The organism is Arcicella sp. GW822-FHT02H01, from assembly GCF_058802005.1.
This window is the reverse complement of record NZ_JBXANT010000001.1, coordinates 1,044,617-1,064,308: the sequence shown is the minus strand read 5'-3', so window position 1 is coordinate 1,064,308 and position 19,692 is coordinate 1,044,617. Positions and strand designations below refer to the sequence as shown.

Here is a 19,692-nt window from a genome sequence, read left to right as displayed (position 1 = left end):
ATCAGTAAAAGTAATATGCTATCAGTAAAAGAATTAACCTTGGTGTCTGATGAACAGGTAGCTTGGGAAGAACTCGGCGGAGGAATCAAAAGAAAAGTAATGTCATACAATGATGACATTATGTTGGTAAAAGTAGCTTTTGAACAAGGAGGCGTAGGAGCGATTCACTCACATCCCCATTTACAGATTAGCTATGTTTCAGCAGGTGCTTTTGAGATAACCATCGGCGAAGACAAAAAGGTATTAAAAACAGGCGATGTTTACTTTGTACCATCAGATATACTGCACGGAGCAGTCTGTTTAGAAGCAGGTGAATTAATAGATGTCTTTTCACCCATGCGCGCAGACTTTGTATAGATAGTTAGTGATTTTTAGATAGTTAGTGATTTAGTGAATGGTGAATTAGTGATTGTTTTTCTAATACTAGAACCCATTCATTCTTTAGTCAAAAGTCCTAAATCATTTAAGCCAAAAGAACAAAAGTCTAGCGTCCAATGTCTTTTAGTCTAAAGTCTTAAACCTTTAAGTCAAAGAAGCAAAAGTCGATAGTCTAATGTCATCTAGTCCTAAAGTCATAAATCTTTAAGTCAAAGAAACAAAAGTCTAGCGTCTAATGTCTTTTAGTCTAAAATCTTTTAGTCCTAAAGTCTCAAAAAAGAATCAAGCATTATTAATATACATAAAATGGTTGGGTTGTAAAGTTTGCTACCCAACTACTTTTCTCTATTAAAGATTTCTAACATAATGAATACTTCTCAAAATCAAATAAACCTCAGTAAAGGCAATGTAGCACTTCCTGAATCTTTGTTTAATTTACCTGAAAAGGTATTACAGTTTGGAACGGGCGTACTGTTAAGAGGCTTGCCAGATTACTTTATTAATAAAGCTAATCAGCAAGGAATTTTTAATGGTAGAATTGTAGTGGTAAAGTCAACCGACGGAGGCGATGCCGAAGCTTTTGACCGTCAAGATAACCTTTATACTATTTGTGAAAGAGGCATTCAGCAAGGAAATGTTTTTGAAAAGAATACTATTTCATCAGCCATTAGTCGTGTATTATCAGCTAAGACTGAATGGGATGCTATTTTGGAATGTGCTAAAAATCCAGCGTTACAGATAATTACTTCTAATACCACAGAAGTAGGTATTCAATTGGTGCAAGATGATATTAAACAGTCTCCTCCAATCTCATTCCCAGGAAAAGTATTAGCCTTTCTTTATGCTAGGTTCAAAGCTTTTGAAGGAAGCAAAGAACACGGAATGGTGATTGTTCCGACGGAATTGATACCTGATAATGGGAAAAAACTAGAAGGCATTATTTTCGAGCTTGCACATCGCAATGCTTTAGAGTCTGAATTTATTGATTGGTTAGAATCATCAGTAACCTTCTGTAATTCATTAGTAGATAGAATTGTGCCAGGGAAACCAAGCGCGGCTGTAAAGGCAAATATCGAAGCAGAATTAGGTTATAAAGATGATTTATTAATCGTATCAGAAGTGTATCGTTTGTGGGCTATTGAAGGAAATCAAAAAGTTAAAAATATCCTGTCGTTTCATCAAGCAGACGAAGGCGTAATTATTGAGCCCAACATTGACTTGTACCGTGAATTAAAATTGCGTTTACTCAACGGTACCCATACACTTAGTTGTGGTTTAGCATTTTTAGCAGGCTTCAAAACAGTAAAAGAAGCCATGCAAGATGAAGTAATGTCTGCTTTTGTCAATAATTTGATGTTGGCAGAAATAGGCTTGGGCATTCCTTATAAAGTAGATGAAAAAGTAGCTCAACGCTTTGGCATGCAAGTGATAGATCGTTTTCGTAATCCTAATCTAGACCATCAGTGGTTGAGTATTACGGTACAATATACGTCTAAAATGAAAATGCGAAATATTCCAACGTTGTTGAACTATCACAAAATCTATCAATGTGTTCCTGAATATATTGCTTTTGGCTTTGCGGCGTATTTATTGTTTATGAAGGCTGTCAAAGAGGAAAACGGTAAATATTATGGTATTCATGAGGACGAATATTACCAAATTCAAGACGATAAGGCTGATTATTTCTTTGTGAAATGGGCTAAATTGTCAAGCGATGAGTTGGTAATATCAGTTTTGAGTGATAAAAACCTCTGGGAAACAGATTTAACAAATATTACAGGCTTTGCTGAAAGCGTTACAGCGTTTTTAAATCAAATGATTGAAAAAACAATGAATGCTTCTTTAAAAACATACCTTAATAAAGGTGAATTGGTTGAGTATAGTAAGGCTTAGTCTTACTTTTAAGTTCAAAATATTCTGTGTGAACTCAAAGAATTAGTACTTTAACCAATCATCAAATATTCATCGTGAAAAGAAACGTTTTAAAAATTCATCCTAACGACAATGTGATTGTCGCTTTAACAGATTTATCGAAAGGTCAAACTGTGGAATTGGATGGCCAGACTTATACCCTGACGGAAGATATTGCAGCGAAACACAAATTTGCTACTGAGGATTTTGAAGTAGGAGCCGAAATTAGAATGTATAATGTACTAGTAGGTAAGGCTCAATCACCAATTCTAAAAGGTGGTAGTATCAATATTTTCAATGTGAAGCATGCTGTAGATTCTTTTGAATTACGCGAAAACCACGCTGCATGGCAAGCACCTTCGTTAGCGGCTTTTGAAGGTAAAACATTCAATGGATATCACCGCCCAGATGGTAGCGTTGGTACGGCTAATTATTGGTTAGTAATTCCATTGGTATTTTGTGAGAATCGTAACATTGAAGTACTTCGTGAAGCATTGGTAGACGACTTGGGCTATGCTCGTACGCATGATTACCAAAATCAAACACATGATTTGATAGCATTATACAAAGCAGGCAAAACAGTTGAAGAAATTTTGCAAGCTGATTTACAAGCACAAGGAGAGAAAGATGCAAAACAAAAACTTTTCCCAAATGTAGATGGCGTAAAGTTCTTATTACATGATGGTGGTTGCGGAGGTACTCGTCAGGATGCTCAAGCACTTTGTGGATTATTAGCAGGTTATATTACACATCCCAACTGTGCAGGGGCAACTGTATTGAGTTTAGGATGCCAAAATGCACAAGCTAGTATCTTACAAGAAGAAATTGCAAAGCGTGATGCTGACTTCAAGAAACCATTATATATTTTAGAACAACAAAATATAGGTACTGAATCTGACTTGATGGCTTTGGCTTTGAAACAAACTTTTGTAGGTTTAATTCAGGCAAATCAAAATTCACGTCAGCCAGCACCATTAAGTAAATTGTGTATTGGGTTAGAATGTGGAGGGTCAGATGGTTTCTCTGGTATTTCAGCAAACCCTGCTATTGGTTATACTTCTGATTTATTAATAGGCTTAGGAGGCTCTGTCATTTTAGCGGAATTCCCAGAATTATGTGGTGTTGAGCAAGAGTTAACAGACCGTTGTTTGAACCCAGAAGATGCTAAATTGTTCAGCTATTTGGTAAATACTTATAACGATCGTGCTAAGGCTGTAGGCTCAGGTTTTGATATGAATCCTTCACCAGGGAATATCAAAGATGGTTTAATTACAGATGCTATCAAGTCTGCTGGAGCAGCCAAAAAAGGAGGTACTTCGCCAGTAACTGCGGTATTAGATTATCCAGAACCAGTAAAAAAAGCAGGTTTAAATCTTTTATGTACACCAGGTAATGATGTTGAGTCGACAACTGCCGAGGTAGCATCGGGTGCTAATCTTGTTTTATTCACTACGGGCTTAGGTACACCAACAGGAAATCCTATTGCGCCTGTAGTTAAAATTGCAACAAATACGAAATTGTATGAAAAGATGTCGGACATTATCGATATCAACACGGGTACAATTATCGAAGGTGACGAAACGATAGAAGAAGCGGGAAAACGTATTTTAAACTATGCGATTAAAGTAGCTAGTGGAGAAATTGAAGTTTGTGCCGTTAGAAATGGACAAGATGATTTTATTCCTTGGAAACGTGGAGTATCTTTATAGGATTGAAAATTGAGTATCGAGGATTGATTTTCAATATCTTTTAATATCAATCCTCGCTTATTTGAATTCTCAATACCAATTTAAAATTTTTAACAAAATGCTGTACACGAAAACATTCTTAGACGAGGATTTCCTTTTACAAACTGCAACTGCTAGTAAACTATACCATGAGTTTGCTAAAGAGATGCCAATTATTGATTACCATAATCACTTACCACCAGACCAAATTGCGAGCAACAAGAGCTTTGGCAATTTAACACAAATCTGGTTGTATGGTGACCATTACAAATGGCGTGCGATGCGTGCGAATGGTATCAACGAAAGCTATTGCACGGGCGATAAGTCTGACTATGAGAAGTTTGAAAAATGGGCTGAGACAGTACCTTATACAATGAGAAACCCATTGTATCACTGGACTCACCTTGAATTACAGCGATATTTTGACGTTCACGAAATTTTAAATCCAGCTTCGGCACGTAAAATTTTTGATGAATGTTCTGAAAAACTACAATCACCTGAATATGCAGTAAGAGGATTGTTGTCAAAAATGAATGTAAAAGTTGCCTGTACTACAGACGACCCTTTAGATTCATTAGAATATCACCAAGCGATTAAAACTGAAGGAACACTGGATACTAAAGTATTACCGACGTTCCGTCCAGATAGATTTATTTTAATTGATAATCCTAATTATGCTTCATTTATTGAAAAATTAGGAACATTGGTTAATGTAGAAATCAGTACATTTTCGGCTTTAGTTTCGGCATTAAAAACGCGTGCAGAATTCTTTGCTTCAATGGGTGGCAGATTAGCCGACCATGGGTTAGAGCAAATTTATGCAGTAGATTTCACCGAAGAAGATGCTAATAAAGTTTTCCAGAAAACAATAGCTGGACAAAGTATTAGTGCTGAGGAGGCTTTATTGTTCAAATCGGCAATTTTACACAGTTTAGGCGTAATTTATCATGGATTAGGTTGGACACAACAGTTCCACTTGGGAGCGTTGAGAAATAATAATTCAAGAGCAATGCGTTTGTTAGGGCCAGATACTGGTTGGGATTCAATCGGAGATTTTTCTCAGGCAGCTTCTTTGTCTAAGTTTTTAGGTCGTTTAGATGAATATGACCAATTGGCACAAACTATTATTTACAACCTTAATCCACGTGATAATGAATTGATGGCAACCATGATTGGTAACTTCAATGATGGTTCTGTAGCAGGTAAGATTCAGTTTGGGTCAGGTTGGTGGTTCCTAGACCAAAAAGATGGCATGGAAAGACAAATGAACGCTTTGTCGAACATGGGCTTATTGAGTCGCTTTGTAGGAATGCTAACAGATTCAAGAAGTTTCTTGTCATTCCCACGTCATGAATATTTCCGTAGAATTCTTTGTAATTTATTAGGGAACGAGATTGAAAATGGCGAATTACCAAACGATATAGAATGGATCGGGAAGATGGTTCAAAATATCTGTTACAATAATGCCAAGGATTATTTTAAATTTTAAATAGAAGTAAGCTTTAAGCAATGAGCTTTTGTATCATAGAAAATCTCATATCTCATTGCTTAAAGCTCATAGCTGATAAATCATGAATAAAGTTTGTTGTTTCGGAGAATTGTTATTGCGTCTTTCACCAAAAGCTGATGGAGTTTGGATACAAAATGCTTCAATGCCTGTGTTTGTAGGTGGGGCAGAATTGAATGTCGCTACTGCTATAGCTAACTGGGGAATTAATACTAGTTATTTCACAGCACTACCTGAAAATTCTTTAGCAAACGATATAAAAAAATATATAGCAGATAAAGGAATTGATACTTCGGTCATTAATACGTCTGGAGAAAGAATCGGGACGTACTATTTGCCACAAGGAGCTGACTTGAAAAATGCTGGCGTAATTTATGACAGAGCGTACTCGTCATTTTCAGTATTAAAAGTGGGTCAGGTAGATTGGAAAGAAGTATTAAAGGATGTCTCTTGGTTTCATTTTAGTGCCATTAGTCCAGCCCTTAATCAAGATGCAGCAGATGTTTGCTTAGAAGTATTAAAAGTAGCTTCAGAGATGAATATTACTATTTCTGTAGATTTGAATTACCGTTCAAAACTATGGAAATATGGCAAAAAGCCAACAGAAATAATGCCTGAATTAGCACAATATTGTGATGTAATTATGGGCAATCTTTGGGCAGCGAATACCCTATTGGGGATAGATATTGACCCATTGTTATTAACAAGCCTAGAAAAGCAAGCTGATTACGATTACCCTGCACATGGAAAAGCAACTTCTGAAGCTATTCAGGCGAAATTTCCTAAGTGCAAATTTGTAGCCAATACGTATAGATTTGATCATCAAAAAACAGGCATTGAGTATTATACTACTCTTTTCACAGAGGGAAATCAATATCAATCACCCGTATTTTTTGCTGATGCTGTAGTAGATAAAATAGGAAGTGGAGATTGTTTTATGGGTGGATTAATCTATGGCTTATCCCAAAAACATGAGCCTCAAGAAGTAATTAATTTTGCTGCTGCTGCTGCTTATGGGAAACTCCAAGAGTATGGCGATGCTACTCAACAAAAAGTAGAAGCAGTAAAGCTGATTCTTGAAAATTATCTTTAGTTATTAAGTTGTCGAGTGTTGTTTATCATAACAAGCTTGCATCTCTTGATATAACCTATTTGTTTAACAATTAATATTGGCTTTTATGAAAAATGAAAACTTAGCTTTACCTGTTGGTATTACTTTAGATCGGTTCATTATGCGGAATCAAGAAGCATTTCAATTTGCTTCGGGGGAATTGTCGCAGTTATTGAGAGATATTGCTTTGGCAAGTAAAATTCTGAATCGTGAAATCAATCGTGCCGGATTGGCTGATGTAACAGGGCTGTTAGGTTCACAAAATGTACAAGGTGAAGCTCAGCAAAAACTGGATGTCATTGCTGATATTCGTTTTTTACGAGCGCTTAAGAATGGAGGAGAAGTTTGTGCCATCATTTCTGAGGAAGAACCTGAAATTATCCTGACGGGAAATAATCATGCGAAGTATGTTATCGCTATTGACCCGCTGGATGGTTCATCAAATATTGATTCTAACGTGTCAATTGGTACAATTTTTTCAATTTTTCGTAGAAAAACGCCTATTGGTTCAGTCCCTTCCATGAAGGATTGTATCCAAAGAGGTGATGAACAAGTAGCTGCTGGGTATATTTTATATGGTTCTTCAACCATCTTAGTATATACTACAGGCAAGGGTGTAAATGGCTTTACTTATGATAATTCTTTGGGCGAGTATTTCTTATCTCACCCACAGATGCAAGTAAACCAAAGCGGTACTATTTTTTCTTGTAATGAAGGGAATTTCTATGACTTTCCAGAATGTATTCAAGAGTATTTGATTGAATGTAAACAAAAAAGATATTCAGGCAGGTACATAGGCTCATTAGTTGGAGATTTTCATAGAAATCTTTTAAAAGGTGGAGTATATTTGTACCCCCCAACACGTCATAACCCTGACGGAAAATTAAGGTTACTTTATGAATGTTTACCCTTGGCTTTTATTATTGAACAAGCAGGAGGAAAAGCATCTGATGGAAAGCAAAGAATTTTAGAAATACAGCCTCAAAACCTTCACCAACGCTCGCCTTTATACATTGGTTCGTCGAGCATGGTAGAAGATATTGAAGAGTGTACTAAAGCAACTGAAAATCAGTTTTCATAGAAAAAATATGAATTTTAAATGATGTTGAGTAAGTTTTAGTGTTTGACTAGTTTTAAACATATTTCAAGAATCAATTAGTCCAAAAAATCTTAAAAATTATAAACAAGCATGGCTTTTTTTCAACCCAAAATATTAAATCAATTACTTTCCGATTTCCCAGTGGTGCCAGTATTTTATCATGAAGAAATTGAGTTAACTCAAAATGTAATCAAAGCATGTTACGATGGTGGGATGCGCGCTTTTGAGTTTACTAATCGTGGAACAAAGGCTTTAGACGTTTTTAAGGCGATTTATCCATTTATTCGTGAAAACTGCCCAGAAATGGCATTAGGGATTGGAACAATTTTTACGGTTGAACAAGCCAAAGTTTTTATTGATGCAGGGGCTGATTTTGTCGTACAACCAGTCATTACGCCAGAAGTTGGTGCATTTTGTCAGGCAAATGATATTGCTTGGTTTCCTGGAGCAGCTACTTTAAATGAGATTTACGCAGCCACACAATTAGGCGCTGAAATTGTCAAGATTTTTCCGGGGAATGTAGTGGGTCCTGGTTTTGTAAAATCAATGAAAGGCCCAATGCCGAATGTAAAAGTAATGGTAACAGGCGGGGTAGAACCTACTGAAGATAGTTTAAAACAGTGGTTTTCAGCAGGTGTTACAGCCGTTGGGATGGGTTCGCAATTATTTCCAGCTAGTTTATTGACTAGTGCAAAATTTGACGAATTGACTCATACTGTTGAATCTTTGATGAAATATGTTGAAGGCTTAAAATCAAAAAAATAAAAATTTACTAAATTAGCTTACCTCAATTTTTTTAACATTCATGGAAAACACCCTAGGGAAGTATCGTTGGAGAGTAGTAGCATTGCTTTTTTTTGCCACTACAATCAGTTACCTTGATAGACAAGTAATTGCGTTATTAAAGCCGACATTAGAAAAAGAATTTAATTGGACTGAAAGTGATTACAGTAATTTGGTAATGGCATTTCAGGCTGCTTATGCAGTGGGATTAATGATTTTTGGCGGAGTTATCGATAAGATTGGCACGAAATTAGGATATGCTATTGCAGTAGCTTGGTGGAGTACAGCAGGTGTATTAACTGCTTTTGCTGGAAGTACCATCGGTTTTGGAATGTTTCGCTCTTTATTAGGGTTAGGAGAAGGTGGAAACTTTCCTGCGGCTATTAAGAGTGTAGCAGAATGGTTCCCTAAAAAAGAAAGAGCTTTAGCGACAGGGATTTTTAACTCTGGGGCAAATATTGGGGCAGTAGTAGCACCAATAATGGTTCCTTTTATATTAGCAAGTTTTGGGTGGGAAGTAGCATTTATTGTTACTGGTGGCGTAGGTTTTATTTGGTTAATTTTCTGGTGGATTGGCTATGAAATCCCAGTTAGACAGAAAAAACTTTCAAAAGAAGAACTATTGTTCATTCAGTCTGATAATGAACCAGATACTTCTCATGAAAAACCTGTAAAATGGATTACTCTGTTAGGTATTCGTCAGACATGGGGATTTATCTTTGGAAAAATGCTTACTGACCCAATCTGGTGGTTTTTCCTTTACTGGTTGCCATCTTATTTCTCAGAAACATTTAATTTAGATTTAAAGAAACCAAGTTTAGAACTTATCGTTGTATATACAGCAACTACCATCGGAAGTATTGGTGGAGGTTATATCTCAGGATATTTAATCAAGAAGGGCTGGCCAGTATTCAAAGCACGTAAAGCAGCCATGTTGAGCTTTGCCATTGCAGTAATTCCTATTGTTTTTGCACAATATTGTTCAAACATTTGGCAGGCTGTAGTGTTAATTAGTTTAGCAGCAGCAGCTCACCAAGCTTGGAGTGCAAACATTTTTACGACGGCATCTGATATGTTTCCTAAAAAAGCAGTAAGTTCAGTTGTTGGTTTAGGGGGAATGGCAGGGTCAGTAGGGGGAATTTTATTCCCATTGATAGTAGGACAATTACTTGATACATATAAGGCGCAAGGAAATATCACTGCTGGTTATAATATCATTTTTATCATGTGTGGCTGTGCATACCTATTAGCATGGGGAATAATGCATTTGTTTACACCAAGAAATGAACCCGTAGTCATTTAAAATATTAAATTGGATAATAGTAGAGTGTTTACAGGTATCGCAGCTAATGTGATACCTGTTTTGTTTTATAACATTTCCATTTTTTCACTATTGCTTCATCTGCTGTTTTTATCCTTATACCAGCAAAGTAGGGCTATATATCTAATCTAGTTTTAGGAAATAGCAAAAGTCAATACAAAGAAGTATTTTGCATTAAATTACATTTCAAACAAACTTCATAACTAAATATGAAAAAACTATTTCTCTTATCGGGTTTATTGTCGGTTTCATTATGGACTATGGCCCAAAATACTTACCAAAACCACACACAGCTTTCTTCAAGACTCAAAGCATTAAGTTCAAAGTTTTCTTCCAGTATTACTATTCAATCAATCGGTAAAAGCAAAGGTAATCGTGACATCTGGGCTTTAACCATTGGCAAAGGAAATACCACTGCTAAACCAGCAATAGCCATTATTGCAGGCGTAGATGGAACACACTTGGCAGGGACAGAACTAGCCATACAAATGGCCGAAAAACTAGCCAGTGCAAGCGGAGACTCAATTGCAAAATTATTGGATTCAAAAACATTTTACTTTATTCCAAGTGTAAACCCTGATGCTCAAGAGCAATTTTTTGCGAAAACCAAATTTGAAAGAGGAGGGAATGATACGCCAACAGACGATGACAGAGACGGTTATTTGAATGAAGACCCTTTCGAAGATTTGAATGGCGATGGTATTATCACTCAGATTCGTGTAGAAGACCCAACAGGGACTTTTATTGTAAGTAAAGAAGACCCAAGGGTATTGATAAAAGCCGACCCAGCCAAAGGAGAAAAAGGAAAGTATTTATTACTAACAGAAGGCACGGATAATGACAAAGACGGTACTTTTAATGAAGATGGCGTAGGAGGGGTAAATATTGATAAAAATATGACCTACGACTATCCAATTTTTACGGCTGGTGCTGGTGATTTTGCTGCTTCAGAATCAGAAACCAAAGCGTTGTTGAGTTTCTTGTATAAAGCCACTAATGTTTTTGCTGTATTAACTTTTGGCCCTGCTAATAACTTAACAGAAGCTCCAAAATTTGACAGAAGCAAAACGGCTAAAAGAATTATTACTGGAATATTAGAAAAAGATGCTACTGTAGGCGAGCAAATTGCTAAACTATATAATACTCAAACGGGCTTGAAAGATGCTCCCGTTTTACCACAAACCAAAGGGAACTTGTCACAAACTGCTTATTTCCACGTAGGTAGATTCAGTTTCACAAGTCCAGGATGGTGGGCTCCTAAGGTACAAGCACCTAAAGATAGCACTAAGAAAGAAGTAGCGACTACTAGCAAAACTTCGGACAATGAGGACGTGAAATATTTAAAATGGGCAGACTCACAAAAATTAGCGAACGTATTTGTGAATTGGCAGTCGGTAAAACATCCTGACTTTGCCAACAAAAATGTTGAAGTAGGTGGGATTGCTCCTTATGCAAAGCTGAATCCGCCTGTAAATTTCCTGACAGAATCTGCTAATAAGCATGTAAAGTTTGTAACGGCTTTGGCAATGCAAATGCCAGAAATACAAATTGTAGATGTAAATGCTGAGGCTGTTTCAACAGGGCTAACTAGGGTGACTATTAAAGTAATCAATACAGGTTTATTACCGACTTATGCAGAAATTGGCGACAAAGTTCGTTGGGTGCAAAAAGTAAAAACTGAATTGAAACTAACAGGAAATCAGGCGATAGTTTCAGGAAAGAAAATAAACCTAAGAAGTGCTTTAGGAGCAGGTGAAACCCAAGAGTATTCTTGGTTAATCAGTGGCAATGGCTCAGTAGGTATAGAGGCTGGTTGCCCAACCACAGGCGTAAAAACTATAAATGTTAGTTTAAAATAACCAACTGGATATTAATACTGATAGATGTTAAATATTAATTTGAATAAAATCCAATGAAAAAATATATCTTTTTAGTCCTTTTAACCTGCTCATTTAGTGCTTTTTCACAAGAAAAAAATCAAAATGACGACCTAACTGGTTTAAGAGCGATTGGCTCGCCAGCGAACCCAAAAGTAAAAATGGCTTGGAATCATTACAACGATTACGCCATGATTACTAAGTTTTGTCAGGATTTAGCCAAGGCATATCCAGATTTAGTAAAAGTAGAGTCGATGGGGAAGTCTTTTCAAGGTAGAGACATGTGGGTGCTAACAATCAGTGATACTAAAACTGGCAATGTAAACCGTAAACCGGGTTTTTATATTGATGGTAATATTCACTCGAACGAAATTCAAGGTACCGAAGTGGCGATGTACACGGCTTGGTATTTGGTTGAAAATTTTGCGAATGTAGCATTTATCAAACAGCTATTACAAGACAAAGTATTCTATATTACGCCGACTATTAATCCTGATGCCCGTGAAGATTTCTTGAAAAATCCTAATAATGCCAATTCACCACGTTCGGGAATGATGGCGATGGATGATGATGGCGACGGACAAGCCGATGAGGATAAATATGATGATTTAGACGGCGACGGAAACATTGTAATGATGAGAAGACGTTCGGCGACGGGTCGTTGGAAAATAGACCCTGAAAATCCGCAAAGAATGGTTCCTATAAAAGCAGATGAAAAAGGCGATTATGAAATGCTAGGATACGAAGGCATTGATAACGACGGAGATGGGTTGATTAACGAAGATGTATTAGGATATTATGACCCTAACCGCGATTGGGCTTGGAACTGGCAGCCTGATTATGTTCAACGTGGGGCATTGTTCTATCCGGGTACTTTACCAGAAACGCAAAGTATCAAAAACTTTGTTATGAGTCATCCAAACATTGCAGGGGCACAAAGCTATCATAACAATGGAGGGATGTTTTTGCGTGGGCCTGGTGCTGAAGAAGATGCTCCCTTTTATACCACTCAGGATGCATCAGTATATGATTATTTCGGAAAGATTGGCGAAAAAATGAATCCAGGGTATAAATACTTTGTGATTTATAAAGATTTATATACGGTATATGGTGGCGAGATTGATTGGTTTGCTTTAGGAAGAGGTATTTTTACGTTCTCAACTGAATTGATGACGTCTTATAAATTGTTCAATAAAGTAGGTGAGGAAGGACGTTTTCAAAATAATGAATTTGAAGAATTTAGTCGCTTGATGCTATTTGGAGATGCCTATGTAGCTTGGAAACCTTTCAAGCATCCACAGTATGGTGATATTGAAATTGGTGGTTCAAAGAAAAACTATATTAGGGCACACCCAGGTTTCTTATTGGAAGAAGATGCTCACAGAAATATGGCATTTACCATTTTACATGCTTCGCAAATGCCGAAACTAGATGTGTTAGAAATTAAACAAAAGGCTTTGGCTGGCGGTTTAACAGAAGTAACGGCTACCATTGTGAATGAGAAAGTAATTCCAACACACTCGGCACATGATGTAAAGTATAAAATCGAGCGTCCTGATTTTATTACATTAAAAGATGCGACTGTTGTAGCTGGAATGATTGTTGAAAATGAAGATACTAATCTTACGAAAGAACAGCTAAATAATCCACAGACGATATCGGTTCCGAGCATTCCGGGAATGGGTACTGTAAAAGTACGTTGGATTGTTAAAGGTAAAAGTAATAAATTTACGGTTGAAATCGATAGTAAGAAAGGAGGGCTTGTTTCTAAGACCTTATAACATAATTACCTACAATGGAAAAAATTAGATCTACAACCGTTCTGGCGGTGGTGCATAATGGCGAAGTAGCAATTGGTGCAGACGGACAAGCGACAATGGGAAATACCGTTGCCAAAAATCATGTGCGCAAAATCAGAAAAATGTTGGATGGAAAAATTGTAACAGGTTTTGCAGGTTCAACGGCAGATGCTTTTACATTGCTAGAGCGTTTTGAAGAAAAGCTAAATGCTTATGGTGGCAATATGAAGCGTGCTAGTATAGAATTAGCGAAAGATTGGCGTACTGACCGCTATTTGCGCAAACTAGAAGCCATGATGATAGTTGCCAATAAAGAAGAAACTTTGATTATTTCGGGTACTGGCGATGTATTAGAACCTGAGAATGGCATTGCTGCCATTGGTTCTGGTAGTAATTATGCACTTTCGGCTGCTTTGGCAATGCGTAAGCATGCGGCTCATTTAAGTGCAGAAGAAATCGTTCGTGAAGGCTTAACAATTGCAGCTGATATTTGTATTTATACAAATCATAATTTTATTATTGAGAAGCCAGTTTAGGCTGTAAGCAATAAGCTTTAAGCAAGCACAAAAATTATAAAAATCAGCGCAAATCAGCGTATCCAATCAGCGAAATCTGCGGGTAAAATTAAGTTATATAAGTTAGCTTACAACTTTTTACCCGCTGATTTATGGAGATTTAATACGCTGATTTTCGCAGATTAATTTTTCGCAGAAATCAGACATCCGAAAGCTTAGCGCCTAAAGCCTACTGCCTAAAGCATATAAAACAATCATAAAAAATATCAATTAACCTGTATCTTGAAACCTTTTTTTTATTAATCTTGTATTCCAATAGAGTAAGTATTTAAAAACTTTAAATTGAATAAAACTATGTCATTAAGATTAGGAGATATTGCACCCGACTTTACAGCGGAAACAACTCAAGGAACAATTAATTTTCATGAATGGATTGGTGACTCATGGGCTTTACTTTTTAGCCACCCTGCTGACTTTACACCAGTTTGTACAACTGAATTAGGAAAAACAGCATTATTAAAAGGTGAATTCGAGAAAAAAGGAGTTAAAGTAATAGCTGTGTCAGTAGATGATTTAGCCTCACATAATAAATGGGTACCAGATATTGAAGAAGTAAATGGTGTGAAAGTGAATTTCCCTATCATTGCTGATTCAGACCGTAACGTTGCTACGTTATATGATATGATTCACCCAAATGCTTCTGAAAAAGCGACAGTTCGTTCGGTATTTATCATTGGGCCAGATAAAAAAATCAAGTTGACATTGACGTATCCTGCTTCTACAGGACGTAATTTCCAAGAATTGTTAAGAGTAATTGATTCACTTCAATTGACAGCTAATTACCAAGTAGCTACTCCAGCAGACTGGAAAGATGGTGAAGATGTTATCATTACACCAGCAGTAAAAACTGAAGATGCAGCGGCAAAATTCCCTAAAGGTTTTACGATTGTTAAGCCTTATTTGAGAACAACGCCTCAGCCAAACAAATAATCGACAATGATTTTGTAATTCATTGCATAGAAAAGGCAAGAAGATGAAATATCTTTCTTGCCTTTTTGTATTTTTGTAATATGAATTCTTTAAAACTACTCAAAAAGCGCTTCCGATTACTCCCTCGATTTGTCAGGATTGTCCTTATTTCTATACTATTGCTCTTTTTGTCTTTTGTTATCTATATCAATCTTCGCCCTAATCCTAACGAATGGACGAAAGTCTCTAAATTAGGCATTACAGTGCCTTTACGCTACAAAATTCATGGCATTGATGTGTCGCACCATAATGGCGTGGTGAATTGGAAGGAAGTAAAGAAAATGAAATTCTCGGATGAGGATTTAAAGCTTGGCTTCTGTTTTCTAAAAGCAACAGAAGGAATGAGCCATGCCGACCGTCAATTTGAAAGAAACTGGGAACACGTAAAAAAGAGTGGTTTAAAAAGAGGGGCTTATCATTTTTTCATTACTTGGCGTGAACCAGTGGGTCAGGCGAAAAACTTTATTAATTCAGTAGATTTGGAGGAGGGAGATTTAGCCCCTGTGTTGGATATTGAACAAAATTCTTTGAAGCCCGACAAGCAAATTATCAGTGAAATTCAAACTTGGTTAGATATTGTAGAAAATCATTATCACAAAAAACCAATTATTTATACGAACCCCAACTTTTATAAGAAGTTTATCAAAGGCAACTTTGATGATTATCCGCTTTGGATTGCTGATTATTCAAGAGAAACCTTAAAAGGGTATAATTCAAATCTATGGTTTTGGCAACACAATCAGCGTGGTTGGTGCGAGGGCGTAAAAGGTACGGTTGACTTTAACGTTTTTCTGGGTAATCGAGAGGATTTAGAAGCGCTATGTCTATAATAAGTTTAAAAGCTTTTTAAAAACTATCAAGAATAGTCTTTGCATAATTTTTGGCTTGGTTCAAATTTGCAAATTCTTTCATTTGTTGACGATTACCTATGATTTGCTTAGTCGCCAGAAGTGTTTCTAACTTTGTTAAAAGGTCATCTTCAATCGTTTCATCTATAATCAACCCTAAGTGTTTTTCAGCGGTAATTTTGCCCATTAAGCCGTAATTGTAAGTAATTAAAGGCTTCTGAGCACTAGCCGCTCTTACCATAATGGCACTCATGCCAATATGTTTTTGGTAGAGAGCCAATACATAATCTGCTACTTCAAAAAAAGATTGAATATTTTCATCTGCCACAAAATCGTTGTGAGTCACCACCTGCACCATTTTCTTGAGTGCTAGTTTAGCAAGCTTTTCTTCAAAAACCAATTTCTCATTAATATCCCAAGGACCTACAACCAATAAACAAACATTTTTGGCTTTTTCATCCGAAAGTTGGGTCAGAGTATCCATTACCTTTGATATGCCTTTTCTATCATCTAAATGACCAAAAATTAAGAATACCGTTTTCTCGGGAGGGATTCCTAATTCTTCTTTTAAGATATTTACAGGTTGGGTACTTGGATAAATCTGTACGGGGTCTGGTAAAAATTTCACTTTATACGTTTGCCAATTGTTTTGAATAAATTCGACAGCAAAAGGGTCTAAACAAAATAACGTATTTAAAAATTTACGATGAGTAATGGCTCTGAGTAGTAAATATTTTCGCCAATAATTAATTTTTTCTTTGATAGAATAGACAGGATAATTAACCAATGTTGGGCGAAAGAATATTCCTGAAATAGGACAAGGAGGAGTTGGTTCTGTAAAACAAGCTAACTGAAAATGGTCGAAATACATCATAAAGATGGATTTAGCTTGTAGTTCTTTTGCATACTCACAACAAATAGCCCATTCCAATTTGGCTCGTTTGATAACATTACTTTTAGCCTTTTGCCAATTGTTAAAAGTCTGTTCTGAGGTACTTATCCATTTGATATTGGCGGATGTAGTCTTTTGAATGATGGTCGGATGTTTTTCAAAAAAATCTGGATTCACCAAAACCGCTAACTGAAAATCATATTGCTCAGTCAAAAAATGTAAAAGCAAATGATATAAATAGCCTGGATGATGCCCGCTAGCATCAGGTTCAAAGATTAAAACAGTTTTTTGAAAACTCATAAGTTAATAAGTAAGTATTACAAAACGCTTTTGTAAACATTTAGTGTTTGGGTCGCGGTTTTTTCTGCCGAGAAGTTTTGTTGACGAATAAACCCCTTTTGAACTAGACTTTTCCTAAGAGATTCATTCTCGATAATTGCTGTGATTTTATCGGCAATATCTTCTTTATCACTAGGATTGAAGTATAAAGCGGCGTCTTGAGCTACCTCAGGAAAGCATGAAGTATTGCTTAACACTACTGGACAACCACAAGCAAAAGCTTCAAGGATTGGAATTCCGAAACCTTCGTATAATGAGGGATACACAAAAGCGATGGCATTTTGATATAAATAAAATAGCGTATCGTCGCTCTGAAAATTAAAATGCTTTACTTGTGCTTGTAAGTGTAAGCTATCAATTAATTCATTTTCTGTTTTGTTAAAATCACCTCCGCCTGCACAAAGTAACTGTATATCGGGATGTTGGTGTAATACAGAAGCGATAGATGTTACGAAGCCAGTAAAGTTTTTATAATCATTGCGTGCACCTACGTAAAGTAAGTATTTCTCAGGCGTTTTTACTTGAAAACCTTCTGGTAATTGATGATTTCTGAAAGAAGAAGAATGGTAAATTACTTCAATTTTTTCGGGTTTTATCTGATAAAACTCTAGTAAATCCGCTTTAGTATTTTCAGAAATAGCAATGATTTTTGCGGCCTTATTCAGTAGTTCTTGTTTCTGAGCATGACTAGCATTATCGATGTGATTCAAATTAAATCGCTCTTTAATACAGTCGTGGTAGGTAAGTACAAAAGGTTTTTTCTTGAGATGATTTAAGTAATAATTATGAAAGAAAGTAGGATGAAAAACGTCAAATTTACCTTTTTGTAGTTGAACAATACTATTCAAACGGTTTGTTCTCGACACTAGCATATTGGTTGGCATAAAACCAAAAATATGCTTAAATTCATTTGGTCGACGAACAGAACTATTTTTTAAATATTCATTGTTTGAAAAAGGCAAAGATAGTTTTACACCAACTCCCATGTCCACTAGCGACTCCATCAAATCATGAAAATAGCGCGCCACCCCTCCATATCTTTGTCCCGTAAATGCCTGATGATCGTATAGTATTCTCATATTTATTTAGTAGTGATTGAGTGAGTTGTGATTGAGTGAATTTTGAGTAGCATTACTTCTCAAATCACAGTCAGAACTCATCTCAACCAATTCTCATTTCTTAAATCTTGCAGCTCAAAACTATTTGCTAAAAGCTATCTGCTTTTAGCAAATCTCATAGCTCACTACTCAAAGCTATTTGCTCAAAGCTTACTCATCAAAGCCTCAATTTCATCAGCTTCAATCGGAATGTTTGCCATTAAATCAATGTTTCCATCTTCAGTAATCAGGATATTGTTTTCCAAACGAATCCCTAATCCTTCTTCACGAATATAGATGCCAGGCTCTATTGTAAAGACCATTCCAGCTTCAAAACGACGATATTTGTTCCACACATCATGAACATCAAGTCCTAAATGGTGTGAAACACCGTGCATGAAATATTTTTTGAATAATGGTGACTCTGGATTTTGTTTTTCTACGTCTTCACGCGTAAACAAGCCTAAGCCTATTAATTCTTCTTCAATGAATTTCTCAACAGCTTGCTGATATTCATCCCACAAATTGCCTACTACTAAAATAGATTTTGCATATTTGAATGCACGCAACACCGCATCATACACTTGACGCTGACGAGGCGTAAATTTACCATTTACAGGAATTGTTCTTGTTAAATCAGCATTATAATTTCCGTATTCCGCCGCTACGTCCAATAGAATGACATCCCCATCAAGACAAGGGCGACTGTTTTCAATATAATGCAAAATACAAGCATTAGCCCCAGAAGCGATAATAGGCTGATAAGCAAAACCTTTAGAACGATTTCTTACAAATTCGTGTAATAGTTCAGCTTCAATTTCATATTCAGTAACGTTAGGTTTTACAAAATTCAGAAGTCTTCTGAATCCTAACTCTGTAATACGCATGGCTTCGCTCAACTGTTCAATTTCAATGGAATTTTTAATAACCCTTAATTGGTGCATCAACGGAGCTAGTCGTTCAAATTTATGCAAAGGGAAATGCTCTTTAGCCCACAATATAAATTTGGCATCACGTGTCTGAACAGCAGAATGGTTACGAATATGTTCGTTTGAATTCAGGTAGAGATGCTCAGCTTCAAAAACCAAGGTTGTTAACACAGCATCAAATTGGCTTATCCAGTAAATACTTTTTATTCCCGAAACCTCACGAGCATGCTCTTTAGTATATTTATAGCCTTCCCAGATGGCAATCAGTTCAGAAGTTTCTCTTAAGAATAATATCTCTTTGTGAGCAGGATTTGGGCTATCTGGAAACAATAAAAGAATAGATTCTTCTTGGTCGATACCTGAAAGATAGAATAAATCAGAATTTTGTTGAAATCCCATCGTTCCGTCTGCATTGGTAGGCATTGGGTCGTTGGAATTTAAAATAGCAATAGATTTAGGTTTTAAAAGTTGTGCTAAACGTTCACGATTTTCAACGAAAAGCGAGTTGTTGATGGGTAAGTATTTCATAT

Annotated in this window: 16 protein-coding genes; 13 read left to right on the top strand and 3 right to left on the bottom strand. The window is 36.3% G+C overall.

Annotated elements, in window-relative coordinates:
- Positions 1-15: 15 nt before the first annotated feature.
- From AC1RNE_RS04610 to AC1RNE_RS04550, 13 genes are all read left to right on the top strand, one after another.
- Positions 16-357, top strand: a complete 342-nt coding sequence (locus AC1RNE_RS04610) for a cupin domain-containing protein (RefSeq protein WP_492799858.1) — start codon at positions 16-18, stop codon at positions 355-357.
- 387 nt (positions 358-744) lie between these two features.
- Positions 745-2,271 (top strand): tagaturonate reductase, encoded by a 1,527-nt coding sequence (locus tag AC1RNE_RS04605; protein ID WP_492799857.1) that lies wholly within the window; start codon positions 745-747, stop codon positions 2,269-2,271.
- Positions 2,272-2,345: 74 nt separating this feature from the next.
- Positions 2,346-3,998: a UxaA family hydrolase gene (locus AC1RNE_RS04600; RefSeq protein WP_492799856.1), complete on the top strand. Its 1,653-nt coding sequence runs from the start codon at positions 2,346-2,348 to the stop codon at positions 3,996-3,998.
- Positions 3,999-4,095: 97 nt separating this feature from the next.
- Positions 4,096-5,505, top strand: a complete 1,410-nt coding sequence (uxaC, locus tag AC1RNE_RS04595) for a glucuronate isomerase (RefSeq protein ID WP_492799855.1) — start codon at positions 4,096-4,098, stop codon at positions 5,503-5,505.
- An 82-nt stretch (positions 5,506-5,587) separates the two neighbouring features.
- Complete coding sequence (locus tag AC1RNE_RS04590; RefSeq protein ID WP_492799854.1) at positions 5,588-6,616, top strand: PfkB family carbohydrate kinase; 1,029 nt, start codon at positions 5,588-5,590, stop codon at positions 6,614-6,616.
- Between the two features lie 85 nt (positions 6,617-6,701).
- The gene (fbp, locus tag AC1RNE_RS04585; protein ID WP_492799853.1) at positions 6,702-7,715 is read left to right on the top strand and encodes a class 1 fructose-bisphosphatase; all 1,014 of its coding nucleotides are present in this window, start codon (positions 6,702-6,704) and stop codon (positions 7,713-7,715) included.
- A gap of 108 nt (positions 7,716-7,823) precedes the next feature.
- Positions 7,824-8,498 carry a bifunctional 4-hydroxy-2-oxoglutarate aldolase/2-dehydro-3-deoxy-phosphogluconate aldolase gene (locus AC1RNE_RS04580; protein WP_492799852.1) on the top strand — a complete coding sequence of 225 codons (675 nt, stop codon included), beginning with the start codon at positions 7,824-7,826 and terminating at the stop codon, positions 8,496-8,498.
- A gap of 40 nt (positions 8,499-8,538) precedes the next feature.
- On the top strand, positions 8,539-9,819 hold the full coding sequence (locus AC1RNE_RS04575; protein ID WP_492799851.1) for an MFS transporter: 1,281 nt from the start codon (positions 8,539-8,541) through the stop codon (positions 9,817-9,819).
- Between the two features lie 227 nt (positions 9,820-10,046).
- Positions 10,047-11,696, top strand: coding sequence for a M14 family metallopeptidase (locus AC1RNE_RS04570; RefSeq protein WP_492799850.1), 1,650 nt, complete (start codon positions 10,047-10,049; stop codon positions 11,694-11,696).
- A 53-nt stretch (positions 11,697-11,749) separates the two neighbouring features.
- Positions 11,750-13,495, top strand: coding sequence for a M14 family metallopeptidase (locus AC1RNE_RS04565; RefSeq protein ID WP_492799849.1), 1,746 nt, complete (start codon positions 11,750-11,752; stop codon positions 13,493-13,495).
- 14 nt (positions 13,496-13,509) lie between these two features.
- A complete protein-coding gene (gene hslV, locus AC1RNE_RS04560; protein ID WP_323248371.1) occupies positions 13,510-14,049 on the top strand; it encodes an ATP-dependent protease subunit HslV in 540 nt (179 codons plus the stop codon).
- A gap of 333 nt (positions 14,050-14,382) precedes the next feature.
- Positions 14,383-15,018, top strand: coding sequence for a peroxiredoxin (locus AC1RNE_RS04555; RefSeq protein WP_492799848.1), 636 nt, complete (start codon positions 14,383-14,385; stop codon positions 15,016-15,018).
- Between the two features lie 167 nt (positions 15,019-15,185).
- Positions 15,186-15,887 carry a glycoside hydrolase family 25 protein gene (locus tag AC1RNE_RS04550; protein ID WP_492799847.1) on the top strand — a complete coding sequence of 234 codons (702 nt, stop codon included), beginning with the start codon at positions 15,186-15,188 and terminating at the stop codon, positions 15,885-15,887.
- 16 nt (positions 15,888-15,903) lie between these two features.
- Here the strand turns inward: AC1RNE_RS04550 and AC1RNE_RS04545 are convergent, their stop codons facing one another.
- The 3 genes from AC1RNE_RS04545 to AC1RNE_RS04535 form a co-directional block, all read right to left on the bottom strand.
- Positions 15,904-17,097 carry a glycosyltransferase gene (locus AC1RNE_RS04545; protein ID WP_492799846.1) on the bottom strand — a complete coding sequence of 398 codons (1,194 nt, stop codon included), beginning with the start codon at positions 17,095-17,097 and terminating at the stop codon, positions 15,904-15,906.
- Positions 17,098-17,114: 17 nt separating this feature from the next.
- Complete coding sequence (locus tag AC1RNE_RS04540) at positions 17,115-18,215, bottom strand: glycosyltransferase family 4 protein (protein WP_492799845.1); 1,101 nt, start codon at positions 18,213-18,215, stop codon at positions 17,115-17,117.
- A 182-nt stretch (positions 18,216-18,397) separates the two neighbouring features.
- Positions 18,398-19,690 (bottom strand): aminopeptidase P N-terminal domain-containing protein, encoded by a 1,293-nt coding sequence (locus tag AC1RNE_RS04535; RefSeq protein WP_492799844.1) that lies wholly within the window; start codon positions 19,688-19,690, stop codon positions 18,398-18,400.
- Positions 19,691-19,692 lie beyond the last annotated feature (2 nt).